Source organism: Parashewanella tropica, from assembly GCF_004358445.1.
Classification (GTDB): Bacteria; Pseudomonadota; Gammaproteobacteria; order Enterobacterales; family Shewanellaceae; genus Parashewanella; species Parashewanella tropica.
The window spans coordinates 3,780,573-3,806,825 of sequence record NZ_CP037951.1; the positions used below are offsets into that span (position 1 = coordinate 3,780,573).

Consider the following 26,253-nt stretch of genomic DNA (forward strand, 5'->3'; position numbering starts at 1 on the left):
CTTGGTAGGTTAGTTCCAATTCACATTAATCGGGTGTAATTCACCAGCCGATTCAATGGCCATTTGAGTAATACGCTGTTGTGCTAACGCATCACTGGCTTGTGCTTGAGCTTTCATTAGCTGCAATTTGGCTTGTTCATTAGCAAGCATGGCGTTTTCCGCTTGAATACGGGCTTGTAAATCTTGAATGTCTTTTTGTTTTGGTGCTTGAGTGATCTTGTTGATAAGCCTAGTAAGTTGGTCGTATCTCACTTGGGTTTCTTGCAGTGATAATTGGGTTTGTCCTAACCAACGACCACGATAGCGATTGATGTCATCAAACAAACTTGCGCTGTCACCACCAAGCTTGAGCCATTCGCTGTTGTGTAAGCCTTGTTGTTTAAGGGTCAGATTGGGGTCGACTTTGACCGCCACATCGTAAACAGAATCAATGGCATCGCTCATCCCTGTAATACCGTTAATGCTACTGAGCTGGCGCTTTGCGGTATCAAGCTGTTGTTTGAGCGTGTCGATTTCTTCCAATAAGTGACGTATTTCAATGATTTTTTGATGCAGATTAGCAATATCAATCACTGGAAAAGCCAAGCTGGGTAATGGCAGTGATAGTGTCATCAGTAGCGCTATCATTAAAGAAAGGCGTTTCATGCTTCACCTCGTTGCTCATGCAAGGCATTGAAGTATTCAGGGAGCCAGTCTTTGGGATCACTGCCAGCGGTTTCCACAATCCGATACATCAAGTTCACTTTATCGGTTGTACCTGAAATAACCGCCAGTTCATCACCAAAGCCGTTTAGGTCTAATTTAGCGACAACACTTTCATGACCTTGTTTAATGATGAATTGGCGAGAATTGGGTTCCAGTTCAGCGCTAATAAGTTCAAATTCACGTTCGGTGAGATGAAGCCCATCAATGTAATCATCACGTCGAGCTTTAGGATTGGGCATTAATATCAAGGTGGCACATTGCTCAATCAAAGTGTGAGCAATTGGAAAGTTAAGTACATCCTTAACCGATTGAGTGCCATACACCATAATGCCGTTTTGTTTACGAATGACTTTCTGTTTGTTTTGAGCCAAATCTTCAAAGTATTCGTCAGCCAATAGCTTCCAAAATTCATCCATAAAGATTTGCAGCTTGCGACCATCAATGAGCTTTTCGATGCGATAAAACAGATACATGACAATCGGTGTGCGGATTTCTTCAATGTCCAAAAAATCAGTGACATCAAAGCCGAATAAGATTTGATTAGTGATAGATAGCTCATCGACTTCATTATCTAAAACCCAGGCGAGTTCACCACTACGGCACCACTTTTGTAATCTTGAGCTACAGCCATTTGGGTCAACGGGATCAAAAAATTCCAAACAGCGACTTAAACGGCGTTGTGGCTTAGGTAAACTCATTACCCCTTTCACCGCATCAGCTAGTTCTTGTTGATGTTGGTGCGGTAACTGGCCACCGCAAAGCTTTGAAATCAAAGCCGTGATGAAAAGAATATTGTCGGCTGTGGGTTCAAGCTGAAACGGATTAAAACCTGTGGACTTACCCATTTGCAGCGGTAGATACAAACCTTGAGTGGCACGAACGTAGATCTCTAAACCACGATCTTTATCAAAGATGATTTGCGTTGGCTGATACTTTTTACTTTGAGAAATCAAAAAGCCTTGCAGTACCGTTTTACCAGAGCCAGAAGCGCCAATTATTAAGGTATTACCTAGAGCGTGATGCTCATCCTTAAGCTTGTCATCCTTACCCGTTTCACGATTTTCATGAGCCTGAAGGACTGGGCTATGCGTATTAGACTCATGGAAATTAAAGTAATAGGGACTACCAGAAGCCGTTTGTAATATTGTGACGGCATCGCCCCATTGATTACCGTAAACTTGTCCTGATGGATAGTTATGAAAACTGCAAAATCCAGCAAAATTACGAGAAGATATTCGGGCTGGGCGAGGACGATAGCGACTGTTGGCTGGCAGCTGCGAGTAAAACGCTGACTGAATCGATAAATCATCTCTAGTGAGAATAATGGCTTGGTCGGCCAGCTCAGATTTTAGTGCTGAAAGGTGTTTGTCAAGGGCTTCTGTTGTGTCTGTTAACACAGTAAGCACCAAATGATGTTCACCATAAACCATGCGCCCGGCGGTTAAATCATCCAACCCAATATCAATGGCATCCACTTGAGAATGGGCAAAATCCCCTGTGGCGATCAGCCTTTTTTGTTGGCGCAGTAAAATCTCGGTGGCCACAGGCTTTGATAAAAACTGAAAGCTTTGGGTTAACACCAGTTCAAACGGTGCTGATAAAAGTGCATTAAGCAAACCCGCTTCGGTGTGTTCAGGGTATTCCTTAATACTCAAACACGCGCCCAAACGGGTTTGCGTAATGCCTTTTAGAGCAAAAGTGTTATCAGAAAAAAGTGGTCTAGCTCTAGGTAATGACTTTGACATATCAGCAGTGGTAATAGCTCTGGGTTGCCACTCGCCATTGATCAGGTAGTCTAAGAGTGTGAGTAACTCGCTATAGAATACTTTGCCTTTGTCTATAACGTTCTTGGTGTAGATCCTTAAGCGCTGAGGTTGATAGCTTTCAAGTGATGATAAAACCGTACTAACGACATCATTTAACGCTGATATCGCTTGTTTTTGCTCGGCAAGTAACTGTTCAATAGTTGGAGACTTTACTTTTAACTTTGATTTAAGCGGCACATTGGCATCACGATAAATGACAGTTAGGTAAAGCTCATTGACCATCAACTGGCTTTGGCAGATTTTGTCGATATATTTCTGATTTAACTGTTTATCGAAATCGGCTTTAAACTCGCCTTTTGGAACAATCTTGGATTCACGACGAATAAGATGTGTCCATAAACACACATGAGGGCTGCTGATGTTACGTAGCATCAAATTGAATTGCTCTTTCAACAGATTTACTTGCTCAGGATCAGCCGACTCATGCGCCACACCTTGTAACTTAATGATCTGCAAGTAATCACCGCTATGGGCTTTAATCGTATGTTCGTCCACATGCGTTTGATAAGGGATAAACTCATCAACGGAGTTTTCTTGTTGCCATTTTTCAGTGAGCTTTTCTATCGCGAAAGCACTCATAGTATTCTCTCTTTATTTCGGGTGTTCACAACAGGACAGGCTGTGGCATAACCCAAGCATCGCCAGCATACGGATTTAGCCTTGGTGTTCATCCATAACTTGAGCAAACGAAACGTCATGGGATCACGCAAACACAACGAATACATAAGTGCATGCAAAAGAAAATACAGCAGTAAAGCAAAGGGGTTTTTAGTGGCAATCATTAGCACTGTGACTACTGACGCAGCAATGATAATGCCATCCAAAGTCACACCCCACTTCATCGCAGGACGAGTGACAGCCACAAATAAGGGATCACAGAAGTTAGTAGAAGACATAGTAACTCTCCCCTCTACTTAACAGCTGAAATGATTAAATCGACGATTGTTGAGCCACCAAAAACTAGAACAATGCCGGCAATATACTTACCGCAAGTCTCACCAGTGATACGCCCAAACCATGCCAGATAACCCAAAATGGCAATCCCAATTATTGCAGCACTGCGAGCAATACCATTGGTAAGCAACTGCATCACCCAATCCACGCCTTCTGAAATGGGATCGGCAAAGGCGAGTTCTGGAATGAGCATCAAGACGGTAATAAATAAACAATTAGCTAAGATAGAAGATGATAACGGTTGATTGCATTCAGCATTAGATTTCAAAGGGCAAGGCAGAAGTTGAATATAATTTAATTTTGAGCCTGTTTTCATAGCTATTTCTCCTGTAGAGAATGAAAGAAACAGAGCATCCTTTAGTATTAAAAAATTCCTTAATAGGTTTCAAAATATGTCAAATAGGAATAATTTTGTAAATTTATTATTTGGAATAAACCATAGCAAAATGGCATTTAAGCTAAGTGAATTGATATATCTTTGTTAATTTAGGAAGTTGTTAGCTGTCACTAGGCTTACGTCAACAATGGGCTTTTGTCGAATTTCGTATTTATTGTGTAATAATGAAGCATAACAACGATAGACAAGATCTGACGGATGCCAACTACAGACAGTAAACTCCAATTTAGCCAACGCTTAAACCAGCTATTAGACAGACATAATTTTCCCCCTAAAAATATGGGCAGAATAACTTTGTTATCAGAGTTGTTTGAGATAACTCATAAAGGGGCTGGTAACTGGTTAAATGGCAAGGCTATTCCATCAAGAAAGATGCTAAAAAGCATTGGTGAACATTTTGGTGTGTCTGTTGACTGGTTGATCTTCGGTCATAAACATAATGAATCGGTATCGAGCGGTTCTATAGAAATCCCTGTGATCAGAAAGTCACAAATAAACAACTTCTTAGAAGGTAAGTTTACTGACTTTGAACAATACCTCCCTGTTCAAGAATCATTGAGTTCGAAAGCTTTTGTTATTGATTCTAAAGAGGGCGATTTTGAACTGGATTTCCTTATCTCGAACAGCGCCAAGTTGGTATTTGATCCTGAACATTCTCCTTTTGATAAATGTTTTGCTTTGATCAACATAAATGAAGAATTGCTGATTAAGTTACTCATGGAATATGACAAAGGAAATTTTGCCGTAAAGCTGCAAAACGAACAAATGCAGGATGAGATTCAGATGTTAAAGGATAACCAGATTGTGGCTACCCTTACAGAGATTAGATTTTTGTAGTCCTAGCTCATTTGTGGACATAAGCGAGATAGAATTTTTGTAATTTCAGAAAATTAACTTGGGCAGACTAAGATGCATACAGAACTTGATAAAGCAGCTAAACTTATAACGCCTTTAGTTAGCTAAAAACAGATTGAGTGCCTGAGCAACCAACCTGTTTTTAGTATTTTTACAACGCTAGTCTTTATATACCCAACGATACAGCGTTGGTAAAACCAACAAAGTCAAAGCTGTTGAACTGAATAAACCGCCAACAATTACAACCGCTAATGGCTTTTGAATTTCACTGCCAATCCCACTTGATAACAATATTGGGATCAAACCCAACCCTGAGGTTAATGCGGTCATTAACACTGGGCGTAATCTTCCAACCGTTCCTTCATACACTGATTCGTATAATGGCTCGCCGCTGGCTCTACGCTGATTAATCGAATCAACTAATACCACACCGTTAAGCACCGCAACCCCAAACAAGGTAATAAAACCAATGGAACTTGGAACCGACAAATAAGTGCCTGTAAAGTACAACGCCATGACCCCGCCAATCAGTGCCAATGGTACGTTCGCCATGATAAGCAAAACTTGTTTAACACTGCCAAATGAGAAGAACAACAACATAGCGATTAAGACTATCGACACAGGCACAACCAACATCAGTTTTTGTTGTGCTCGTTGCTGATTTTCATACTGACCACCCACAACTACAGTATACCCAGCAGGTAAATTGGCTTCAGGCACAGCTGCATAAATGTCTTTGACCACTGAGCCCATATCTCGACCTGACACATTGGCTTGTACCACTACTCTACGCTGAACATCATCACGTCGGATATTAGGAGGCGCCATTTCAACATTGACATCAGCGACTTCGCCTAAACGAACTGTTGCACCGCTGACTCCAGTTAATATCAAGTTGCGAATCGCATCAGGACTTGAACGAAATCGCTTGGCTAAGCGCACGTTAATGTCATATCTGGCGTTACCATCAATGACTTGCCCAGCGCTAACGCCGCCGATACCTTGACTGATCAACGACATAACTTCATCAACACTGATCCCGTAGCGTGCAAGTTTGGCTCTATTCGGTCTTACCACTAATTGTGCTTCACCACTGACTTGCTCTAAAGACACATCAACGGCACCGGGAATTTTTGCTACCAACTCACTTAACGCTTCACCCTTTTTTGACAACACACTCAAATCAGGACCAAACAGTTTGATTGCCAACTGTGCTTTTACGCCCGATAAAAGTTCATCCACTCGGGTAGCAATCGGTTGTGAGAAGGTAAACAATAAACCAGGAAAGGCACTGAGTTTTTTCTCCATCAGTCGTTGCAGCTCAAAGCGATTTGTCGCACTCGTCCACTGCTCAACAGGTTTCAGTCCGATGTAGATTTCAATGTTACTCACGGGTTCAGGATCACCACCTAACTCTGGAGCTCCGACACGGCTTAACGCATAATTTACCTCAGGAAAAGCTAATAACAGCTTTTCAATTTTTGGTGCTACATCAACGGATGATTGTAAGCTTGCCGTTGGCGCTAACGTCACCCTTAAATTGATGGTACCTTCTTCCAGCTCAGGTACAAATTCAGTGCCTAACTTAGGCAATAGCGTCATGCTAACCGTAAATACTGTTACAGCCAGTAAAATTACCGTCTTCGGCTTAGCCATTACCACTGTCAGCACTTTTCGGTAAAGCGATTCTAGAGGTATTAAAACGACCGATTGTTTTAACGTTACACCAGATTTAAACAGGTAAACGGCTAACGCTGGCACCACAACTAAAGCCACCACTAAAGCCGAAATCATCGCAAGGATAATACTCACCGCCATTGGCTGAAATAACTTTCCTTCAACGCCTTCCAGTGCAAACAATGGTGCGAACACAACAATAATAATGGCAGTTGCAAAGAATATTGGACTACATACTTCTTTTGCAGCATTGAGCACTTCTTTAGAAATTTGCAAAACAGAAGCTTTGTTTTCTTGTTTGTGTTGAGTGAGGTGTTTGAAAATGTTCTCAACCATGACCACAGAGCCATCGACTAGCATACCAATCGCAACGGCTAATCCACCCAATGACATCAAATTGGCTGATAAGCCATAGTAAGACATCACCATTAACGCTAAGCCAATTGAGACTGGGATCGACAGCAGTACCAACATGGTCGCCCTGATATTGACGAGGAATAGCGCTAAAATCACCACAATAAACACAAAAGCTAACAGTAAAGCGTCTTTTACTGTGGTAACCGCTTTTTCCACTAGATCCGATTGATCATAAAAAGGCTGAAATGTGACACCTTTTGGTAATGCTTGCTCAATCATTGGAACACGAGCTTTGATATCATCAATCGTAGCTTTGGTATTGGCTCCTAGGCGTTTTAATACCACACCGGCAACAACTTCTCCCATGTTTTTCGGGTTACCTTTCGGATCACGCTTAGTCATGGTCACTGCGCCAACACGGATTTCGTTACCGTATGCTACTTTTCCAATATCAGAGACTTTAACGGGTGTACCCTTGTGTTCAATCAACGGTATTTGCGCTATCGCATCAAGTCCTGCTTGTCCTGCAGGTAAAAAGCCGTAGCCTCTGACAACAAGTTGCTCTTGACCTTGAGGCATAAACCAACCGCCAGCATTGCGATTGTTTTTCTCTAGCGCCTCTGTCACTTGGCTCATGGTAATACCGTAAGCACGTAATTTATTAGGGTTCACCTGTACTTGATATTGCCTAACTTCACCACCAAATGACAAAACATCGGTCACACCACTAACAGGCATTAAAATCAGCTTCACTAAGTAGTCATTTAAACTTCTTAATTCAGCGGCTGATATGCCAGAGCTAGGTTCTGCACGTAATATGTATTGATATATCTGCCCAAGCCCTGATGTATTTGGACCAATTTCAGGCGTTCCCACACCGTCAGGAATGGCTTCTTTCGCAGCCTGTAATTGTTCAAAAACCTGCTGCCTTGCAAAGTAGATGTCTGTGCCTTCTTTAAAAACCACTGTCACCAAAGATAAACCTGTACGAGATAAGGATCTGACTTCCGTTACCGCAGGTAGTGCATACATAGCAGATTCAACAGGATAAGTGATCAGCTTTTCAACTTCTTCTGCCGCTAACCCTTCCGCTTCGGTATTCACCGTTACTTGTACATTAGTAACGTCAGGAAAAGCGTCAAGATTCAGTTTGGGTAGCATGGCAATACTGCCGCCAATAGCAAAAAGCAAAGCCAAAGCCACTAATAGCCGCTTCTCAACAGCAAACTCAATTAATTTTTGTAGCATAGTGATAACCCCAGCACTTAGTGATTGTGAATATCAAAGCCAGATTTCGCTTTTTCTGAAGCAAGAAAGAACGCACCTTCTAATACGATTTGTGCATTGTTTTGTTTCAAGTGCGTAAATTCAGGACTCACAATCCGGCTTAAACCACCTTGGCGCTCAGCAATGTCAACTTCAATGGCTTCAAAACCATCTTTATCTTTGAGAAATAACTGCCAGTCTCCATCGCCGCCTCGAGTGAGAGCGGTATCAGGCACGACTATGCCTTGCTGCGACTTATCACCTGCTGAGAAGTACAACTCAACAAACTCACCTGCATGTAATTTATGTGATGAATTATCAATACTAAACAACACTTCTTCAGTGCGTGTTGCTTTATCCAACTCATGGGAACGACCAATCAACTTGGCCTCCACTAAGGTATTACCAATTTTGACAACCGCTTTGCGCTGAGCCGTTAAATCTTTGGATTGAGCAGGCGTTAGCTCTGCTTTCACCCATAAACTCGATTCATCAGTAAGCTGTAACAGTGGTGTACCAGCAGGATTTATTTGTCCGACTCGACTAATATCTTGCTGAACTCGCCCATTTAATGGCGACAATAACTCAAAACTTCCCACAGATTCCGGAGTACGTTTCAAAGTCGCAATCTGTGCTTCAGTCATGTTGATGGAACGCAAAATGGCTTTTTTCAACTGGGCATCAATCAAAGTTTGTTGACGCTGGCTATCACTGACCGCATTTTTGCTTAAGCGTTTTACTCTATCCCACTCTTTTGCAGCATTAATATATTCAGCCTGAGCTTGAGCAACATCTTTACCACCCAAGACCAAAAGTATCTGCCCTTTTTTGACTTCTTGACCCGGTACGATTTTTCTTTGTAGGACTAAGACATCCAACTGAGGATCAATGACTGCGGTTAAATTACGATTAACGGCTAAGGTCGCAGTAGCCATGTGTTGAACATCAAGATTATCTAGACCTAATACAGGACTGTTGATAGAGGCTAGCTTGATACCCGCCAACGCCATTTGCTCGGGAGTTAATTGTAATGCCTCTGAATGACCGTCTTCATCCGCATGGTCATCAAGTTTTTGCTTAAGAACAGATTTAGCAGGCTCATCATGGTTATGACCATCCCCTGCATAACTTGTTGGAATAGCTATACCAATATTCACAAGAATAGCTAGGCTGAGTATCGAGTGTTTTATAGTAATATTTTTATTCATTGTGTTGCCTCAAGCTATGGCTTCACCATAACTTTATAGACAGATCACAAAGTAATATGTGATCTGCAAAAGGTTTTATTCGATAACGAATTCAGGATGCCGGGAAGCTAAAAGTCTCTTTGTAAAACAAAGACAATTCGTTATCAGCGAATTTGTTTAAACCTGTTGAGGCAATATGGGAGGGCGATACGCAGGAGCAATATCTGGTGGGAAATAACTGATGGATACCATAGTGGTATCAATTGTACGAGTTATGGATTTATCTGCTTGAAAAGGCGGGAACAACGTGACATAAGTTGCATGACACTGGCAATCTAAGCACAAATCAATCACTTTACTGTGTTGATGTTGCTCTTGGTTCAAACTCTGTTCCCAATCACCGATATTACATTGATCATTTGCAACCGTTTTAGTTACTTCTAATTGTAAATGGGCGTGACTGTCACCTTCGATTTGGTGCTCAGTCTCATGAATTTGATGCGCACCAACATTTACCACAAATAATTGCAGTAGCATGATTGTTGTTACCAATGTCGTGGTTAATGTCCGCAGCAAATCAAGTCACCCTATAGAATTCACTCGTGATATTACAGAATACACAGGAATAAGAAAAGAGCTGTTCTATGAGCCAGAACTCATTTAAAGGATCTTCATCTTAACTTTTACTGTAGTTTTTTTTGGTGAAAAGGCTGCACCTTTGTTATTTAAAAGGCAATAGCTCTAAATTGTTTCGGGGCATACTCGAACTGATAACTAGCAACTCGACTTTGGACAAGAGTTGTTTAGTTTAAAAACTCTAAGTCAGAGTTTCATGTTTCAAACCCGCACTTGTTCCCCCCATAAAAATGTTTCGGCTAAATAGGAGCCCTATTTATTAGCCTGCTCGAAAAGGTGGGCTTCGATTCCATCTATACAATTAGGTCTATTAAACTTCATTAGATCAAGTTAAAGAATCCACCTTCTTAGAGGATGGCTTTGCCTTCGCCCCCTAGAAGGCAAGCTGTTGTCCCCGATAGTTTACGAATTAAAAATCAAAACCTTCTTGTCGCTTTTCAAGCTTTTCCTGATATTTGACATACTTCCGTATCATTTCTGCATCTATACCTACGGTATCTACACAGTAGCCCTGAGCCCAAAAGTGATTACCCCAATAAGGCTTCTTTCGTAAGTATGGGGACTGTTTAAAAATCCTTATCGCTGTTCTACCTTTCACTGCTCCGAGTAAGTCTGATACCGAGCACTTAGGTGGTACTTTTACTAAAAGGTGTACATGCTCCTCTTGAACATTAAGCTCTACTACTTGGCAATCTAACCTACCACAATATATCTGAATGCAATTGAACACTTCATGTGCTACCTGCCCCTTAAGTATTCTATATCGATACTTAGGAACCCATACAATATGATATTGGCAATGCCATAAAACGTGCGATAATTTTTAAATCTACTCATGTTGTAGATCCTTTCTCTGTTGTGGGGACAATAAGAAAAGTCTTAACATGGCTAGATGCTACAGGCATAGCCTATCGCTGATTACCACGCCCACTGGACGTGGTTTTAATTTTTCAATAAAAACAAAAGTTTCAACTTGATTATTATTAAAGCTATACAATACTTTTATTCTGCGACCTGCATATAGTTCATCATTTAATCTTTGGGTAAACTCAAGCTCTAGCATTTTATTTCTATCGTCAACCCTGCAGACTTTGACAAACATAAAATTTACAGCACGTTTTATTTGAGGGAATATTGCTTTATATAATGCTTCCTTACCAGAAAATATCATAGTGATAAAAAGGTTGTGACTTGAAAAGCATTTACTAAATATCAGTTCACTTGGTGCCATAATCTTTTCTGAAAAAAAATTCGCACGGTTGGAATCGAATATAACTTCTTTATCTACACCAACGCCTATTACATTATTATTTTTTAGTGTAACTATTGCAGTTGCGACATTATTAGTATGGCTAATACTTCCACAAATAGAAGCTGGCCAAAGTGGCTCATTATTTATTCCTATACCTGGCTGGATTACTTCAGATATACCAAGGTTTTTCATGGCCTGTACAGCACACCACCTACCCGCAACGAATTCACACTTTCGTTTTAGTAAAGCTGTGTCCAAACTTGCAGGAATATAGAGCTGTTTTCTTAATAGCTCGTCTAAAAAGTTTTGCTCATATTCGATGGTCATTTCTACTTTGCTAAAAAAAATACCTTGATCGTGAAAGTAAGTAAAAAATGAGTTCATAGGCGAAATTAATTTCCATATATTATATTTAGCGATTTAAAATGCATAATGCAGGCTAAATTTTACAAACTCTTCCCCCACTAATGCATGCAAACGCCGCTCTTCTGATGAAGCGGTAAGTACTTTCACAAATTTTGCTTTAACTCTAAAATAATCAAGAAAACGATGTTGGTAACTTAGCTCAGCATACTGACCTCTATAATCTAAGTCATAGCTATATAACATTCGAAGACTACTCTGGCTCGCATCTCCAAACTCAAACTTTGTGCCAACAAAAATGTCATTTTGTGCGTGAGTTTCTGCTGTTATCTTTCTATCATCAAAGATATATTCCCCAATAAATATGACTTCGTCAATGACATCAGAAAAAAGATAGCTAGGATACTCAATTCCAAAACTAGCAGCTGTGAAACCATCACCTAATTCTTTTCCTATCTTAGCTTCAGTTTTTAAAGTGAAATTTTCGGTTAAATAGACACCATCAAAAAGTAAATTTTCTGTTTGTATGTAGAATGGAGTAAGAAGTTCAGGAGACATGGAGCTTCTAATCAAAATTGGTTGTCGCCTAGTACCTTTAAAATAAGAGAAAGCAAATTCATAGTCTTCAACATAAAATAATGCTCGTGCTGCATAGCCTCCGTCTTTTTTATTATTTTCGAAGAGGTTACTATTTGATATAGGCAAACCATAAGAAGGTCTTTGTGGGAAGTTAATGGCTCGAAATTTAGGCAAATAAATAAAAGTGATCTCACCATTAGAAAATTGATTGCTTACAGAAATAAAAGTCTGCCCTAATTTAACTTTACCATCAATACTCTCGCTTATGTCTGATTGATTTAGTACATTTACCAAATTAATAGATTCAGAAGCCCCCCAGAAAAAAGTATCGATACCAAAACCAAACTTATTTTCCCCTTTGTGAAAATAAACATTTGCTTTTCGAATATCCATATAACGCCGTTCTTCATCTTTATTATTCCAATTATAGAATACTTGACTACTGAATTTAATATCCTTGAATTGTGAAAAATCGAACTTAGTATTTAATTTAATTTCACCTTTATAGCCATAACTAAACTGATTGTTAACCACTTGGTTTTTACCATTTTTGTTTATATAATAACGAGTGGTTGATGCTAGATCAAAAACCAGATTATCTAAAATATCTTCAGCTAAACAAGGTGTATAAAATCCTAAAGTTGTAATGTAAATTATGAATATCTTCCAATATCTGATGCTTGTTCTAAAATTCTTTCCCGAAAGGCTAGTAAACATTATCAATCCCTTAATGCACTGCGGTGAAAATCTCTATCATTCAACCCTATGGTGAACTTAATAGACTTATATTCAAGAGAAGTTACTTTATTTGTTTGTACATTATGCATTACTACCTTATTTGCTCGCCAGTACCTATTCTTATATAAGACAAAGTTATGAGCCTTAAAAACTTTTAGTAAAACGTTCTTACGATCGTAGTATTCAATTTTGTAAATCTTTTTATCCAATTGATCTACCCACATGATTTGTTTACTATAACCAGAATGTTTGTCGATAGGATAACGCTCAATAATATCACATTGGACAGCTGTTGTTTTAGCTTCATAATCAAAACAAGCTTCCGTTGATATATAATTGTAAGTATAATCCTCGATATTTTTATTAGTCATATCTTCAAAAGAAAACTCACTTCCCATAAAAGCGCCAGACTTATTCCGTGAAGAAATTCGTTTTGTTCGATTTACCGCTGGTAAAAACAACCACTGCCCGTCAGCTTGATTTTTGAATGGGTGCGTTAACAGAGATGTACCTTTTATATCTGCAGGAAAATTAAATTTAATTAGTGATTTATCTCCATTTCTAATATTTTCTAATACTTTGATCTCCAGTTCCCTAACGGTTTTTCTTCCCTGGCTATTTTCTAGTATCATTGATAATTTCGCTACGCTATCTTGAAATCCAGCATTTCGATTGTCTACTGCCAACGCAATGTCATAGCCTTTTTTCCTAGAGCTTTGCTCAGCCTGAGACAAATCGCTAACTAGCACTGCTATAATAAATAGTAAAGCTAATTTATATTTATTAGTTTCCATCAAATTCTCTCTTTAATATAAGTTGGTTATAAATTTATTTTGAGTCGGTGTAATAGAGCTCTTTCGAATAAATCGCATGGCTAGCACTGGTAGAACGATCAGATCAAAAATCAGTGCAAGAATAATGGTGCCGCTGGTCAGTAATCCCATTTGTGCGTTCTTTTCAAATGAGGAAGTAGATAACAGTAGAAAGCCAACGACTAACAAAGCTGAGCTGATGACAATAGCACTCATGGTGTGCTCAAATGTATTTTTAACGCTTTGCTCAGGTGAGAGCCCATTTTTCAACCCTTTGATATATTGATAAAGAAAGTGCACTGTATCATCAACAATAATACCAATAGCCATTGCCGATACACCAGCTAGTCCCATTGATATTTGACCTTGAATGCAATACCAAAAACCGAAAGCCATACCTACTGGTAATAAGTTCGGTATAAGGGTTAGCAAGCCAATGTAAAACGATCTAAAAACTAAGGTTAAAGCAACTGATATAATAAGAAATGCGATAAAAGCTCCTTGAAGCAAGCTAACAATATTGCTTTGACCAATATGAGAAAATATAAGTGATGGGCTTGAGTAACTATAATTGATATATTTAGGTTTATTATCTTCAAGCCAACCCTTGACTTTATTTTCGAATGCGATCATTTCCAACGAGCTGCTGTTATGTAATCGAGCTGTTAGTTTAATTGCTGACTTATCAAAATTAAGCATATCATCTGCACCTTTGCCAAAAGGCAACGACATTTCATATAGCAGAAAATGTTGCGCTGCCAATGTTGGATTATTTGGAATTCGATAAAATTCAGGGTTATTTGCATTCATCAAGAGATTGAGCTGTTTTATTCTATGGAGCAGACTACTAGTGATAACAACTTCAGGTTGATCCATAAGCCAAGCATCAAAAGCTTCAATAAATTTGAGGTATTCAAAGGAAAATACACCGTTTTTTTCAGTACTTGAAATCGAGTAATCAATGTTATATAGCCCTGAAAATTGTTCATCAATGGCTTCTGAATCTAGTCTAAATTCGACTGTTTTATCGAAGTACTTAATTAAGTCATCATTGCCTTGGTTTAAGAGGCTTAAGCTTGCTAGTACTAATGTACAGGGAACAATAATATAGAGAATTTGTTTTTGTTTTCGAATAACTAAATTAGAAAGCCAGCCCATATTATCAAACACTTTGATTACATAGCTTTTTTTAGAGGACAAAGTCAGCTTCATGAGTAATGCAGGCAGTAGAGTAAATGAAAGCAATAACGAAAACATAACTCCAAAAGCAACAATATTTCCCAGATCTCTAAAAGGTGGTGAATCGCTAGTGTTCATAGCAATAAAACCAATAATCGTTGTTAGATGACTGACAAGAATGGGCTTGGCATTATGTCGATATGACAACAATACAGCCTTAGATTGTGCTTCACCCAATAGGAGTCGTTTCTTCACATAGCTGATAATGTGAATACACGATGCCACAATGACTGTAAACATTATTATTGGTGCAGAAATTGATGGTGCTGAAAGGTTGATACCAAGCCAACCTGCTAGACCTAAGGCTCCCAACAGTGAAAGTAATAACACAATAAGTATACAGCTTGCGGCTTTAAATGAGCCGAGAATTATGCCTGCTGCTATTAATACAAAGACTACCATTAATGGTATGAGTGTAATAAAATCACGTTTAGCGGCGGTAAAAAAAGCACTGTTCATTGTTACTAAACCCGTGACATAAAATTTATGATCAGGATAGTCAATTTTAAGATCGCTCAGCACATCATCAACACCACTGCTAACCGCTAGAGTTTCTTGTTTGTGGTTTTTTCCTGGTAGTAATGTGGTAATATTTACTGCTGAGTATTGACCATCTTGGGTGATAAGGTTACCTACTAAGTCTTTTTCTTTGTTTGCAGTTTTTTTAACGAACTCAATATGCTCTGTTGTTATTTGTTTCGGATCATAAATAAACTCCTCAATGAAAATTTCATCATTGATAGCTTGGCTATAAGGAAAGTTAGTAAGGGAATCAACTCGTAATACATGTGGTATTTTCCACAAACGATTTGTAAGTTCACTAATTAAACCTATTGTTTTGAGATTATATATATCATCATGATTAGGCCTGATCATAATAAATATATTATCAGTCTTACTATAGGTACTTTCCATTGTCTCTAATATTTGTAGATCTGTATTACCTTTATCAAAAAATATTTTATAATCACTGGACAATTCAATGTTTTTCAAACCTAAAATTGAAAATATAGTAAATATAATCACTCCAGACAATAATAGCCGACTCGTTCTGGACGTTAATATCCAAACTATATTGATGTTGTGCTTCATAATATTTTTTTCCACTTTTCCATATAACTTTCTAACAACGTAATTACATGGTTCACATCTCTTTCAACCCCCAAAATTAACTCAGATCCTCGGCAACTGAACCACTTACGTCCAATAATGAATAGTCCAGGCTCAGGCGTTTCTCCTTGGTTATGAATAAAGCCGTTGCCATCTGAACAATGTGGAAGTTTTAACCACTGAGTATTATCTTGATAACCTACAGCCCAAATCACTACATCAATGGTTTTTGTGCTTCCATCAAGAAAAGTAACTATTTCGTTTGAACATGAGAGCAATCTAGGTTTGATGTCAACACCAAGAGTCTTTAACTCTTTATTATTAAAGTTAGCGCAAGGAATGGGGTTGCGATTTTTTAGAATTTTCGCAATAAATGATGAATTACTAGCATTAAGAATACCTAAATTCTTCAACCACCAAAATAGGTCTTTACCTAAAACTCTATTAGGTAGTAACCCTCGGCTTGTACCTGTAGACAATGTTACTTGGCAACGTTGAGCAAGCCCGCCAGCAATTTGCCTCCCGGATGCTCCATCACCGACAACTACTACGTTAGAATCATTAGGAACAATAGATAATGAAGAGAGTTGAGACGTTAATTGACATACTTTTTCTGATAGTAATTTGCTTATGTTAGGAATTGTTACGGATTGATTTGATCCTGTAGCATTGACAACTGTTCTGGCATGTAACTGTTCACCAGAACTTAATTCTAGTATGAATATATTTGATTTTTTAACTAGCGATATCACATCCGCTAGTTCACGAATATTCAAGTTAAATTGATTTGCATATATTTTTAAATAGCGACCAATTTCGCAAACTTTAGGAAACTCTGCAGGATCACCAGGTAAAGGAAGTCCTGGTAAATTACAAAATTGACGGGAAGTAAACAGACGCATACCATCTAATCTATTTAACCATACTTGACCTACTACATTCCGCTCTAATACAAGGTAATTAAGATTTTTGTCATGCAGTTGCTTTGCTGCGTATAGCCCACATTGACCTGCGCCAATAATAATTGTATCAAATACTTTCATTTATGAAGCTACCTTATCAGGTTGCTGCAAGTATATGCCCATTAAATATGTAACCAAGGCATTTACAGTTGGATATTCAAATGCCAAAGTCGGTGATACTTCAATATGCATACAGTCTTCTATCACGGCAGTTAGCTGTACATGCCCTGCTGAGTCTAAGCCTAAACGTGAAAATGATGTATCGATGTGTTTATCTAGAGAAAAACCGTCAACACTAGAAGACATATATTTGCAAATTTCAGCAACAAGTGTTTCTTTTGAGATTGTGTTTTCCATAAAATTTTCCTTAATTTATTTTTAAATAAACGATCTTCACAGAAAGCTATCTTTACTGAGCAAAATCGAAGGGGTAATATTGCTTATTTGAGGTAGAACAGCAGGGCTGTTAAACTATAAGAAATTAAATGAGTTCAATACATGCGGTGCGCTTTACTTTACCACTAGTCGTTTTAGGAATCGTTCCAGGCTTAACTACACGCAATATATCTATTGAAACTTCATGTTGTTCATTAATTAAAGCTCTCAAGTCGTTTATAAGCACCTGTTCACAAGTTGTACTTAAGGCTCGTTTATTAATTTCAACAATAGCCCCTAACTTAGTGCATGAATCTTGCTGATAGGTAAAAACTGAAGAACCATTACCTCCCGAGGCATGCAGATAATTGTTACAAGTTCTCTCAATATCATAGGGGTATAAGTTTCGACCTCTAATAATCATCATCTCTTTAAGGCGACCAGTAACATAAAGCATACCTGTTAGGATGAAGCCTAAATCACCTGTTCTTAAATAGTATTTACCGTTAAAGGGGTTTAACTTCGCTCGAAAATCAGATTTAGTTTTTTCCTTGTTATTAAGATAACCATGTGCAATTGAAGCACCTGAGACCCAAATTTCACCGACTTCATTATCTTTACACAGTTCCATACTTTCTGGATTAACGATTTTCACATCAAAGCTATGTGCAATTGCACCGCAACTCACAATTTTTGTCCCTTTTTTTGCTGTAATACACCTTCCTTGTGATAACTCATTTTTATCAAGTGTAACTGTCATTACACCAGAGTGATGCGGCCCACCAGATATTAATAGGGTGGTCTCAGCCATACCGTAAGTAGGAAAAAAAGAATTTGGGTCGAAACCATATTTCTTAAACTTATCAGAAAAAGCCAACATTGTTTGCTCATTAACTGGTTCTGAGCCATTCAGTGCGACTTTCCAACAGCTTAGATCAATATTCGATAAATCCTCATTATCTCGAATGAACTTGACGCAATGTTCATATCCGAAATTAGGGGCTGCTGAACACGAAATCTTATAGTGTGAAATCAAATGTAACCAACGACTCGGACGTTGAATGAAGTTCATTGGTGGCATAAAAACATATGTACCAGCCATGTATAAAGGATTCATCATATGTCCAACTAACCCCATATCATGAAATTGAGGCAACCAACCTCCAGCTATGACTCCTTTCGAGTGTCCACATGCATGTCGAATTGATTCCATGTTATCAACAATATTTTCATGGCTAATTACAACCCCTTTAGGAGCACTTGTTGAACCTGATGTATACTGGATAAATGCAATATCATTTGGTTTGATATGCGGTAAATGGCTTATATTGTTAGTCTCATCTTGTTCAGTGACCCACGTTAATACATCTTGTTTTGAGGAGCTGATTTGTTCTAGCTGTCCTGATAATAGTGTTTTTGTAGTATTTGTTGTCAAAACCACGTTGATCATAGCATCTTCAATAACACCGAGGGTTCGTTCAAGTTGCTGTGAATTACGGGTTACATTTAGTGGTACAGCTATAACGCCTGATAACAAGCAAGCGAGAAAGTTCACTATGAAGTCAAAGCCTGATGGGTAAAGTAGTGCAACAGGTTTACCTTGATAACCTAAAGCCAGAAGTAATTGTGCTCTTTTATAAGCTGCAGAATAAAGCTCTTTGTAACTAAGAAATTCTGCTGTGTCTATATCACGAGGTTGAAAAATACTCGCCAAGTGATTTGGTTGGTTTCGAGCATGCTCCCTGATTGCATCCATTAATAATGGGTAGTTACCAGACATAATCTATCCCTCCCCTATAGCTAAAAGATTTTGAGTTTCAGCAACAAGGACAGTAACGAATTTTTCTATATCTTGAAGAGAGGTGAAACGACCAAAGGACACTCTAATAGTACTTTGAATATCATGCTCTTTGATATTCATAGCTTTTAAAACATGAGAGATATTTTTCTTGCTATTATTACTACAGGCCGAACCAACAGAAATAACATAACTATTTAATAACTCCATACGTGCTCCCAAAGCTTCACCACGAACACCTTTGATAGTTATACTTAATGTATTCGACAGTGCTGCATCTTGGGCTAATTTTCCATTAAACTTTACTTCAATTGGCGCTGCTCTAAGTAATTCCACCATGTATTGCTTACATGACCAATTATTCTGTTCCCATTGTTCAATATTTAATAAAGCTTCCTGAGCAGCTTTTGATGCCCCCATAATAGAAACAAAGTTTTCAGTTCCTGAACGCATTGATAATTCTTGCCCACCACCATGAATTAAGGGGGGAATTGAATTAACATCACGAATCCATAAGCAGCCAATGCCTTTTGGGCCATAAAATTTATGTGCCGAAAGTGATAAATAATCAATTTCTAAATTCTCAACATTAATTTTACGCTTGCCAACAAGTTGAACAGCATCAACGTGAATTGGAATACCACGTTCTTTAGCTAATTGTGCTATTTCAGGAATAGGTTGAAGAACACCTGTTTCATTATTAGCGTACATTACAGATACAAGCTGTGTATCTTTTCTCAGAGCATTCCTAAAATCCTCCGTGGTAACTGAACCATCCTTGTTTGGTTTCAAATATGTAACTTCGAAACCAAAATGTTCAGCAAAATATTTTATAGTTTCAAGCACTGATGCATGTTCAATTGCAGTTGTCAGAATATGCCCTGGTTTAGAAATATGTTTAAACAAAACTCCCTTAATCGCCCAATTGTTTGCTTCTGAACCACCAGACGTGAAAAAGATTTTATTTGCAACTGTACTGAGCAAACTCGCAACATTTTTTCGAGATTCTGAAATAGCTTCTTTGCTTTTTATAGAGTGACGATTATTACTTGAAGGGTTAGCAAATTGAGTTATTGCTGCAATCATCGAATTTGCAACTTCATTTGATACTGGTGTAGTTGCGTTGTAATCGAAATAGCCCGAGAGATCCTGCGAATTCATCTTAACTAACTCCTAAATTTAATTTAGTCATTAATTTTTCATGTAACTCTTCTAAAATTTGTAAACAGTGATTTTGCGATGGTTCTAATTCACCGAGCATGGCTTCAATGTCTTCAGGCTGCCTGAGTGCTATTTCGGCTCCGTTTTGGCCTTCTATCGAAGAACAAAAAACATTTGCTGTAGCTATAGAAGTTGCACATCCCCAGGCTTTAAATACTGCTCTATTAATTAAATTGTCAGTAATATCTAGATAAACCTTGATTCGATCACCACATACTGGATTACCAATTTCAAGCACCAAGTCAGCAGCTGATAGTTCACCGACATTTTGTGGATTGGAAAAATTATCAATAATAATTTCGTTATACATGTTGTTACCTATGTACTTTGCAAATATAAGTGGTATCTCGCTTAATACTTTAGATAGATGCTCCAAACTAGCGATTGTTTAGTAATCGGCAGTAATTCACTCATAATTTTAGGGAGCATCTATTTGTCTATTTATTAGGAAATAACTATGCTATGACAGGGCATGAGTGAGTCCTTTGTTCTTCAATATCGTCAAGTTGCTTATCTAGGTTTACTGCACAACAGCCAAATTCTGTAGATTCAGGTAAACGCATTACATACTCAACTCGTTGACCACTACGTAAATCATTATCCGCTTTAGGTAGCAGGCGAACTAAATCTTCCGTCAGAATAAAACCCGGTGTTGAACGAGAAAGTGGATCTAGTATTGCAAGTTGACCGACTTCATTTGTAGCGACTTCTTTGTCTAAGTTTTTAGGGTCACGAACTGAAAAATGGATATATGGAGAAACATGTTTTATACCGTGTTCATCATCGATGGCCACCACATTAGATTCAACTAAAGCATAAATATCTCTGATTTGATGCTGCTCAATCCCGAAGTACTCTATACATTCATTGTTAAATTCTTTACGAGACAGCATCTCCCCACTAAATCGCTTCCAACCACCTAGAGTGATCACTAAGGTGTTTTTATCTAGCTTAAGTTTTTGATTTGTCGCTTTTAAAAAGCGAATAAAACGATTGATTAAGAAAGGTGGACCAATAATATGGCGATCAAAATTGTTCTCCCAAATTGATAATTGTTCTAAGGCATCTTCAGGCGCAAAACTGTCACTTTTAACCATAAACCTGTGGGTATCTAATAGTCCAGCCATCATATTGAGTGCTTTGATCATTCCCATTTCAGGGATTTCTTCATTTGAGGGACATAGATAAAGCCCTGCACCTTTAGAAACGCTAAAAAATTCACGATACATGGCATAAATACCGAGAGTCGCATTATCAACTGTTTCCGAACAACGGCGAGAAACACTAGGAATTCCAGATGTTCCTGTACTACGCATTTCTAATTCAACATCTTTTAGATTTTTCGATAATAACTTGTGATTATCGTTTGCCTTAAACAATTGAATAGGGATTAACGGAATTTTTATTAAATCTAAAGATGATTTAATTACTTCAGGGCTAATATTTTTTTCTTCACACGCAGAGCGATAAAAAGCATTGTTTTCAAAGTGAAATTTAAATGAATCTATCACTAATGAGGATTTAAACTCTAATAAGTTATTATCGCTCATTGCATATAGTTGCTTGGTAGAGGAAAGGGCTACTTTAACAGGGTCTAACCCTGAATTTTTCAATAATGAGTTTAATTCCATTTTATATAATCACTGTCTCGATCCTAATGAAACAGTGATTTTAAATAATAAATAAATCAATAATTGAACAAACTTGCTAACTTTCAGATATAGTAGCTTTTAATTGCTTAATAGAAAGGCCAAACATTGATCTGAATGTTCTGCTTAAGTGTGCACTATCAGAAAAACCAGCATAATAAGCTGCTTCAGTGGCTCTCGCCCCTTTTGCCATCGCAGTAATAGCACAAATTAAACGCCGCCACTTCAAATAAGGTCGCCATGCAATACCAACCTCATTCTTAAATAAATGTAAGAACCGACTCATAGATAGAGATAGTTCAGATGCAATATCTGCTGCTCGTAAGTCAGCTGGCTTTTGGCATCTTCCCGAAAAACAAAGGTTCAACCTTTGTATAAGGCTTAGAATTCGTTTGTCTTTAATGTTACTGTTTTCAACTGATAAATTGAAAGGTAAATTCAGTATATCGAAAAGCGGTGCTAGAGTAGTTATTAGATTCGTAATATGCTCATGGGGGGCTGGACAACTTACGACTTTGTCATTAATAGATATTGCTGCAGAGTTGTTTAGTATTTGTTTCAATGCCGCCCCTAAAATACTTTGTGGCTCAACTAGTAATAACAATCCGTTATTCAGTTGCAATTGATGTTCAACTTGAGAATCAATAATGAAACTTCCTGCCAGCTTTATATTCGAAAGTTTACATTGTGAATCCTTAGTTGACCAAACAATTTGTATAGCATGATGCTTATGCATTTCCACATCCAAAGAAGTACCATAAAAAATTATTATATGACCCTTTATCCAAATATTTTGTCCAAGTTTTGTAAATGCAATCTCGTTCATTGAAGTCCTTTATCAATCTATCATTATGTTAATTATAATCTTTTACTTATGATAACATTTATTTGCACAGTGGTTGAAATGCAACCACTTCCAAAATTAACAATGAGTTAGAACAGCCTATCGACGGTGACACAAACTTCTTAGCTTAAAGACTTCGGCTTTAAATTGTGGCTTAAAGGTTTTGATTGAAAATTTAGGTTGTACTACACAATAAATAGAGCTAAAGCACTAAGTGACTATGGGGCAAAAGAGTGATAGAGCTTTTGTGAGGATAATTAACTTTTGTCCATATTTCTCGCAATTAATGCCTCTCAAATTATTTTCAGTTGCAGTTTCATACATTAACTAAAGTTCATTAATTTTTATTTAAAGTAATTTTTAGCTTTGTCTTTTATTTCAATTTGTTACTAGATTCTTTGTTGTTGCTTTGTGGGTTTCGAAACCCTTGTTGCTTGTGGATAACTAGGTGTAACAACAGGTTTCGAAACATAGTAGCTGTAAAAGTATCAGTAAAAGTAACAGTAGCAGTACCAGTATTCTTGTCCAACACCTTCGAGTTGGACGCTTGCGCTCAGGTAACCCCCGTCTTTTTGTTATTTTTCTTTTTTTGGCTGTAGTCCTAATCCGATATGTCGAGAAAGATGTAATTTTTTATCATCTTGCCGATCTTCTCATGGGACTTTTTTGCGGATATGGTTATTACATCTGAATCATTATGCGGGGTGTTCACAATGGAAAAATTGCTATCCTCAGGTGAAGCTGCTCAGCTATTGGGCGTCAGTAAAAATACGTTATGCACTTGGCGTTCAACTGGTCGACACCAAATTAAGTATTTGAAAATTGGTCGGCTTGTGAAGTATCGGGCTGCTGATTTACAACAATTCATCAATCAAATGCCGATATCAAAGCCTCCTATCAACTCAGTAGGGAAATAATTGTCATTATCCTAATCCGATAGATAAACGAAACTCAGTAGCATTCATTTAAGGAGGCTATATGTTTAAAGTACCACATTTTGAAGCACCTACGGCAGCTCAACGTGCAGAAATACTGGATAATTACGGGCTTACTGAACGGCTTATAAGAGAGGCTGAACGCCAAAAAATTACAACGGTTTCTCGTGCAACTTGGTGGCGCTTAGAGCAACAAAATAAAACACCTGAAAAAAAGCATCTTGGCACTGCTGTGGCTTGGTTGCTGTCTGATTTGCTGATTTGGCTTCATCAAATTTGATATTTGGTTGCCTATTTGATGGTTTAACTTATAACCATGACCCTAATGCTGTATTGAGCTTATTTAATTGCTCTTGATGTTTCTCAGAGTTTCTTTTTTTCAGTCCAATTAGGTTTAGCAGTTTCCACTTAACTGCAGGTAAGTGTTGTATTTCTGGTTCATCAAATAATTCCCACTTAGGCTCACCCAGCTTGAATGAGAGCAAGAAATCTCGATCTGTCTCTGTGAAGTTGACTTTCAACGCTGCAAGCATTTTAGTTCTGGTTACTTTTAACTCTTCGATGGTTATTGCATCAACCGTCATACCTGAGAATTCTTTATCATAAACGTCTTTGATGTCTTTCCAGTTCGGTGCCATGACTTCATTGATAGGTCTTGGATGTCCAAGCACATAAGTTAAAAAGCCAACAAAAGTACCTCTTGATATACCTTCATTTTTTAGCAGCAAATTCACATCATAAAGATCCCTTGGGTGTTGCCTGTCCATAGCAGCGCAAAGTTTACCACCGTATAAATCAGCAAGGCTAACGACTGCAATTTCAGCATAACCAAATTCATCTTCAACTAACTCTGAAACAGGCATTACTTTTGGTTGATGTAATGTCCCTCTTGCAACGGGTGACACCTCAATTTTGATCTGTGCTTGATTACCATTCACAATAATCCTTAATTCATCAGCACGGTTATCTTGCAAAGTTGCTGTTAAATCTCGTACTTCATTAATGGTTGTTGTGATCCTAGAAAGAGCATTTTTAGCGTTCGATAATGCCACATCTCTTGGTTCAAGCGGTAAGTAGGACAAATCGATATCTACAGATAATCGAGGGAAATCTCTAACAAAGAGATTTATCGCAGTTCCTCCCTTGAGCGCAAAAATAGATTCTTTTGCAACAACAGGTAGAACTCTCATGAGCAGTGTAACTTGTCGATAATAAACAGATTGCTTATCCATTCTCACCTCGATGGAATAATGTTTCTGGTACCGTTATTTGATAGTGTTCATCAAACTTCCCTTTTGCTACGACCTGACGCTTCCCTGTGCCTAAATTGATCTTTGATTCATTTAACCGAACAGCCCACTGATGGGCGTAGTAATGGCTCAAATACAAAAATATTCGATTGGTTTGAACAGCATTGCTTCGCTCTAGTAATGATTGAACTTTCCGTGGACTTAGATTGGTTAGACCTTGAAATAATTCTGCGGCATGCTGAAAGGTTATATGCTTCCCTATTGCCTCTACGACTTCATAGGCAGCAAGCTCAGTATTGCTGGCATTCAAGTCCACACCATTAACTGTCACTTTGATAAAATCTCTCTCTGAGAGTTCCATTAGTTTACTGTTAGTGCAGTAGAGCCAAGTTTGATTAGGGTATTGTGCAAGCCATTTAGGTACTGAACTTTTAGAAGCACCGCCTAACCATATTTTCTGTTCACTGAGTTGTAGATAGTGACTCAACCCCTGATAGTTCAAGCTCGATAATCCAGCAAGATGCACATGAACATTTGTCTGCTTTTGCAACGCCTGTAAAGCATTAGTCCATTCAGGTAACTGATCAGGGTTACTCAAGGGTCTAAAGTACACCCCTGAACTGATTTTTTTCAGCCAACCGCTCGCCACATAGCGTTGTGTCAGAGAGTGATTGATCCCATTCTGAGTGAGCCACATTTGAAGAACAACACTACCGGGGATGGTATTTTGTATTAGCCAGTTTATTTTTGATGACATATTAATACTTTTAGTATTGTTTTAAGCAAAATTTTAAACTTAGGTTTAAAATAGTGTAGATCTTAATACTAATAGTGTAAAGATAAGTATTTTTTTAAACTTTAATTGAATTATGAGTATTGAAATGTCGAAGTAATCGCATTTTATCGACACATTGGAAATCCATGTCGATGACATAGACATTACTCATCGATGAGAATAAACTGACCATTAATTCAGAATTCGCAGTAAATCGATCTCAATCTTACATCTGCCACGTTTTTGATCATTGGTGACAGAAAAGGTGACAGATCAATAAACTCAGCTCTTTCACTCAGATATTTTTCTCTTAATATATAACAAGTTAACATTTTCACTCGACGAGCAGATCCAGAACGTGGAGTAGGTAACATATACCTCCACATTTGATAAAAAGCCGCTGATTTAAAGCGGTTTTTTATACCCAAAAGATTTAAAAAACATACCGACAAAGTCCATTGTTTTATCATAATAAGCCATTTATTACTGGA

The 26,253-nt window shown here is 38.0% G+C and carries 25 protein-coding genes; 4 read left to right on the forward strand and 21 right to left on the reverse strand.

Annotated elements, in window-relative coordinates:
• Positions 1 to 9 precede the first annotated feature (9 nt).
• The 4 genes from E2H97_RS16680 to E2H97_RS16695 are packed head-to-tail and all read right to left on the reverse strand — an operon-like array spanning position 10 to position 3,801.
• Complete coding sequence (locus tag E2H97_RS16680; RefSeq protein ID WP_133408181.1) at positions 10 to 645, reverse strand: type IV secretion system protein; 636 nt, start codon at positions 643 to 645, stop codon at positions 10 to 12.
• The gene (locus E2H97_RS16685; protein WP_133408182.1) at positions 642 to 3,110 is read right to left on the reverse strand and encodes a VirB4 family type IV secretion/conjugal transfer ATPase; all 2,469 of its coding nucleotides are present in this window, start codon (positions 3,108 to 3,110) and stop codon (positions 642 to 644) included. Before E2H97_RS16685 ends, E2H97_RS16680 begins: the two co-directional genes overlap by 4 nt.
• Positions 3,107 to 3,427 (reverse strand): VirB3 family type IV secretion system protein, encoded by a 321-nt coding sequence (locus tag E2H97_RS16690; RefSeq protein WP_133408183.1) that lies wholly within the window; start codon positions 3,425 to 3,427, stop codon positions 3,107 to 3,109. Before E2H97_RS16690 ends, E2H97_RS16685 begins: the two co-directional genes overlap by 4 nt.
• Positions 3,428 to 3,441: 14 nt before the next feature.
• Positions 3,442 to 3,801 (reverse strand): TrbC/VirB2 family protein, encoded by a 360-nt coding sequence (locus E2H97_RS16695; protein WP_246029020.1) that lies wholly within the window; start codon positions 3,799 to 3,801, stop codon positions 3,442 to 3,444.
• A gap of 279 nt (positions 3,802 to 4,080) precedes the next feature.
• Here E2H97_RS16695 and E2H97_RS16700 point away from each other — a divergent pair, with 279 nt between their 5' ends.
• Entirely contained in the window at positions 4,081 to 4,719 is a 639-nt protein-coding gene (locus tag E2H97_RS16700; protein WP_133408184.1) for a helix-turn-helix domain-containing protein, read from the forward strand.
• Between the two features lie 177 nt (positions 4,720 to 4,896).
• Here the strand turns inward: E2H97_RS16700 and E2H97_RS16705 are convergent, their stop codons facing one another.
• The 3 genes from E2H97_RS16705 to E2H97_RS16715 all read right to left on the reverse strand — a co-directional run bounded on the left by E2H97_RS16705 (position 4,897) and on the right by E2H97_RS16715 (position 9,761).
• Entirely contained in the window at positions 4,897 to 8,019 is a 3,123-nt protein-coding gene (locus E2H97_RS16705) for an efflux RND transporter permease subunit (RefSeq protein WP_133408185.1), read from the reverse strand.
• 17 nt (positions 8,020 to 8,036) lie between these two features.
• On the reverse strand, positions 8,037 to 9,245 hold the full coding sequence (locus tag E2H97_RS16710) for an efflux RND transporter periplasmic adaptor subunit (RefSeq protein WP_133408186.1): 1,209 nt from the start codon (positions 9,243 to 9,245) through the stop codon (positions 8,037 to 8,039).
• A gap of 156 nt (positions 9,246 to 9,401) precedes the next feature.
• The gene (locus E2H97_RS16715; RefSeq protein WP_133408187.1) at positions 9,402 to 9,761 is read right to left on the reverse strand and encodes a hypothetical protein; all 360 of its coding nucleotides are present in this window, start codon (positions 9,759 to 9,761) and stop codon (positions 9,402 to 9,404) included.
• On the opposite strand from E2H97_RS16715, the gene E2H97_RS19075 reads away from it, so the two are divergent.
• Positions 9,760 to 9,888, forward strand: coding sequence for a hypothetical protein (locus tag E2H97_RS19075; protein ID WP_281279929.1), 129 nt, complete (start codon positions 9,760 to 9,762; stop codon positions 9,886 to 9,888). The genes E2H97_RS16715 and E2H97_RS19075 overlap by 2 nt on opposite strands.
• Before the next feature lie 381 nt (positions 9,889 to 10,269).
• Here the strand turns inward: E2H97_RS19075 and tnpA are convergent, their stop codons facing one another.
• From tnpA to E2H97_RS16775, 12 genes are all read right to left on the reverse strand, one after another.
• Positions 10,270 to 10,647 (reverse strand): IS200/IS605 family transposase, encoded by a 378-nt coding sequence (tnpA, locus tag E2H97_RS16720; protein ID WP_133408691.1) that lies wholly within the window; start codon positions 10,645 to 10,647, stop codon positions 10,270 to 10,272.
• Between the two features lie 108 nt (positions 10,648 to 10,755).
• The gene (locus E2H97_RS16725; protein ID WP_133408188.1) at positions 10,756 to 11,496 is read right to left on the reverse strand and encodes a 4'-phosphopantetheinyl transferase family protein; all 741 of its coding nucleotides are present in this window, start codon (positions 11,494 to 11,496) and stop codon (positions 10,756 to 10,758) included.
• 36 nt (positions 11,497 to 11,532) lie between these two features.
• Positions 11,533 to 12,771 (reverse strand): hypothetical protein, encoded by a 1,239-nt coding sequence (locus E2H97_RS16730; RefSeq protein ID WP_133408189.1) that lies wholly within the window; start codon positions 12,769 to 12,771, stop codon positions 11,533 to 11,535.
• Positions 12,772 to 12,773: 2 nt separating this feature from the next.
• A complete protein-coding gene (locus E2H97_RS16735; protein WP_133408190.1) occupies positions 12,774 to 13,586 on the reverse strand; it encodes an outer membrane lipoprotein-sorting protein in 813 nt (270 codons plus the stop codon).
• A 12-nt stretch (positions 13,587 to 13,598) separates the two neighbouring features.
• Positions 13,599 to 15,935, reverse strand: a complete 2,337-nt coding sequence (locus E2H97_RS16740; protein WP_170308342.1) for an efflux RND transporter permease subunit — start codon at positions 15,933 to 15,935, stop codon at positions 13,599 to 13,601.
• Complete coding sequence (locus tag E2H97_RS16745; protein ID WP_133408192.1) at positions 15,932 to 16,996, reverse strand: flavin-containing monooxygenase; 1,065 nt, start codon at positions 16,994 to 16,996, stop codon at positions 15,932 to 15,934. The genes E2H97_RS16740 and E2H97_RS16745 overlap by 4 nt, the downstream gene beginning before the upstream one ends.
• Positions 16,997 to 17,272, reverse strand: coding sequence for an acyl carrier protein (locus E2H97_RS16750; RefSeq protein WP_133408193.1), 276 nt, complete (start codon positions 17,270 to 17,272; stop codon positions 16,997 to 16,999). It lies immediately after the preceding gene.
• 124 nt (positions 17,273 to 17,396) lie between these two features.
• The gene (locus E2H97_RS16755) at positions 17,397 to 19,070 is read right to left on the reverse strand and encodes a fatty acyl-AMP ligase (RefSeq protein ID WP_133408194.1); all 1,674 of its coding nucleotides are present in this window, start codon (positions 19,068 to 19,070) and stop codon (positions 17,397 to 17,399) included.
• Positions 19,071 to 19,073: 3 nt separating this feature from the next.
• Entirely contained in the window at positions 19,074 to 20,249 is a 1,176-nt protein-coding gene (locus E2H97_RS16760) for a cysteine desulfurase family protein (protein WP_133408195.1), read from the reverse strand.
• 1 nt (position 20,250) lies between these two features.
• Positions 20,251 to 20,619, reverse strand: coding sequence for an iron-sulfur cluster assembly scaffold protein (locus E2H97_RS16765; RefSeq protein ID WP_133408196.1), 369 nt, complete (start codon positions 20,617 to 20,619; stop codon positions 20,251 to 20,253).
• A gap of 145 nt (positions 20,620 to 20,764) precedes the next feature.
• Entirely contained in the window at positions 20,765 to 21,940 is a 1,176-nt protein-coding gene (locus E2H97_RS16770; protein WP_133408197.1) for a LuxE/PaaK family acyltransferase, read from the reverse strand.
• A 76-nt stretch (positions 21,941 to 22,016) separates the two neighbouring features.
• Positions 22,017 to 22,784: a helix-turn-helix domain-containing protein gene (locus E2H97_RS16775; protein ID WP_133408198.1), complete on the reverse strand. Its 768-nt coding sequence runs from the start codon at positions 22,782 to 22,784 to the stop codon at positions 22,017 to 22,019.
• A 731-nt stretch (positions 22,785 to 23,515) separates the two neighbouring features.
• Here E2H97_RS16775 and E2H97_RS16780 point away from each other — a divergent pair.
• Positions 23,516 to 23,719 (forward strand): helix-turn-helix domain-containing protein, encoded by a 204-nt coding sequence (locus E2H97_RS16780; RefSeq protein WP_133408199.1) that lies wholly within the window; start codon positions 23,516 to 23,518, stop codon positions 23,717 to 23,719.
• Positions 23,720 to 23,780: 61 nt separating this feature from the next.
• On the forward strand, positions 23,781 to 24,017 hold the full coding sequence (locus tag E2H97_RS16785) for a helix-turn-helix transcriptional regulator (protein WP_133408200.1): 237 nt from the start codon (positions 23,781 to 23,783) through the stop codon (positions 24,015 to 24,017).
• A 28-nt stretch (positions 24,018 to 24,045) separates the two neighbouring features.
• On the opposite strand, the gene E2H97_RS16790 is transcribed toward E2H97_RS16785, so the two are convergent.
• On the reverse strand, positions 24,046 to 24,969 hold the full coding sequence (locus E2H97_RS16790) for a nucleotidyl transferase AbiEii/AbiGii toxin family protein (RefSeq protein WP_133408201.1): 924 nt from the start codon (positions 24,967 to 24,969) through the stop codon (positions 24,046 to 24,048).
• Complete coding sequence (locus E2H97_RS16795) at positions 24,962 to 25,744, reverse strand: type IV toxin-antitoxin system AbiEi family antitoxin (protein ID WP_133408202.1); 783 nt, start codon at positions 25,742 to 25,744, stop codon at positions 24,962 to 24,964. The genes E2H97_RS16790 and E2H97_RS16795 overlap by 8 nt, the downstream gene beginning before the upstream one ends.
• Positions 25,745 to 26,253: the final 509 nt, after the last annotated feature.

Excerpts from the sequence above, each read along its gene's own strand:
- E2H97_RS16745 (WP_133408192.1), bottom strand. The coding sequence starts at position 16,996 with ATGAAAGTATTTGATACAATTATTATTGGCGCAGGTCAATGTGGGCTA.
- E2H97_RS16765 (WP_133408196.1), bottom strand. The coding sequence starts at position 20,619 with ATGTATAACGAAATTATTATTGATAATTTTTCCAATCCACAAAATGTC.
- E2H97_RS16710 (WP_133408186.1), bottom strand. The coding sequence starts at position 9,245 with ATGAATAAAAATATTACTATAAAACACTCGATACTCAGCCTAGCTATT.
- E2H97_RS16770 (WP_133408197.1), bottom strand. The coding sequence starts at position 21,940 with ATGGAATTAAACTCATTATTGAAAAATTCAGGGTTAGACCCTGTTAAA.
- E2H97_RS16755 (WP_133408194.1), bottom strand. The coding sequence starts at position 19,070 with ATGTCTGGTAACTACCCATTATTAATGGATGCAATCAGGGAGCATGCT.
- E2H97_RS16750 (WP_133408193.1), bottom strand. The coding sequence starts at position 17,272 with ATGGAAAACACAATCTCAAAAGAAACACTTGTTGCTGAAATTTGCAAA.
- E2H97_RS16690 (WP_133408183.1), bottom strand. The coding sequence starts at position 3,427 with ATGTCTTCTACTAACTTCTGTGATCCCTTATTTGTGGCTGTCACTCGT.
- E2H97_RS16780 (WP_133408199.1), top strand. The coding sequence starts at position 23,516 with ATGGAAAAATTGCTATCCTCAGGTGAAGCTGCTCAGCTATTGGGCGTC.
- E2H97_RS19075 (WP_281279929.1), top strand. The coding sequence starts at position 9,760 with ATGATTGTTGTTACCAATGTCGTGGTTAATGTCCGCAGCAAATCAAGT.
- E2H97_RS16735 (WP_133408190.1), bottom strand. The coding sequence starts at position 13,586 with ATGGAAACTAATAAATATAAATTAGCTTTACTATTTATTATAGCAGTG.
- E2H97_RS16795 (WP_133408202.1), bottom strand. The coding sequence starts at position 25,744 with ATGTCATCAAAAATAAACTGGCTAATACAAAATACCATCCCCGGTAGT.
- E2H97_RS16715 (WP_133408187.1), bottom strand. The coding sequence starts at position 9,761 with ATGCTACTGCAATTATTTGTGGTAAATGTTGGTGCGCATCAAATTCAT.
- E2H97_RS16785 (WP_133408200.1), top strand. The coding sequence starts at position 23,781 with ATGTTTAAAGTACCACATTTTGAAGCACCTACGGCAGCTCAACGTGCA.
- E2H97_RS16790 (WP_133408201.1), bottom strand. The coding sequence starts at position 24,969 with ATGGATAAGCAATCTGTTTATTATCGACAAGTTACACTGCTCATGAGA.
- E2H97_RS16740 (WP_170308342.1), bottom strand. The coding sequence starts at position 15,935 with ATGAAGCACAACATCAATATAGTTTGGATATTAACGTCCAGAACGAGT.
- E2H97_RS16700 (WP_133408184.1), top strand. The coding sequence starts at position 4,081 with ATGCCAACTACAGACAGTAAACTCCAATTTAGCCAACGCTTAAACCAG.
- E2H97_RS16680 (WP_133408181.1), bottom strand. The coding sequence starts at position 645 with ATGAAACGCCTTTCTTTAATGATAGCGCTACTGATGACACTATCACTG.
- E2H97_RS16685 (WP_133408182.1), bottom strand. The coding sequence starts at position 3,110 with ATGAGTGCTTTCGCGATAGAAAAGCTCACTGAAAAATGGCAACAAGAA.
- E2H97_RS16775 (WP_133408198.1), bottom strand. The coding sequence starts at position 22,784 with ATGAACGAGATTGCATTTACAAAACTTGGACAAAATATTTGGATAAAG.
- E2H97_RS16695 (WP_246029020.1), bottom strand. The coding sequence starts at position 3,801 with ATGAAAACAGGCTCAAAATTAAATTATATTCAACTTCTGCCTTGCCCT.
- E2H97_RS16760 (WP_133408195.1), bottom strand. The coding sequence starts at position 20,249 with ATGAATTCGCAGGATCTCTCGGGCTATTTCGATTACAACGCAACTACA.
- E2H97_RS16705 (WP_133408185.1), bottom strand. The coding sequence starts at position 8,019 with ATGCTACAAAAATTAATTGAGTTTGCTGTTGAGAAGCGGCTATTAGTG.
- E2H97_RS16730 (WP_133408189.1), bottom strand. The coding sequence starts at position 12,771 with ATGTTTACTAGCCTTTCGGGAAAGAATTTTAGAACAAGCATCAGATAT.
- E2H97_RS16725 (WP_133408188.1), bottom strand. The coding sequence starts at position 11,496 with ATGAACTCATTTTTTACTTACTTTCACGATCAAGGTATTTTTTTTAGC.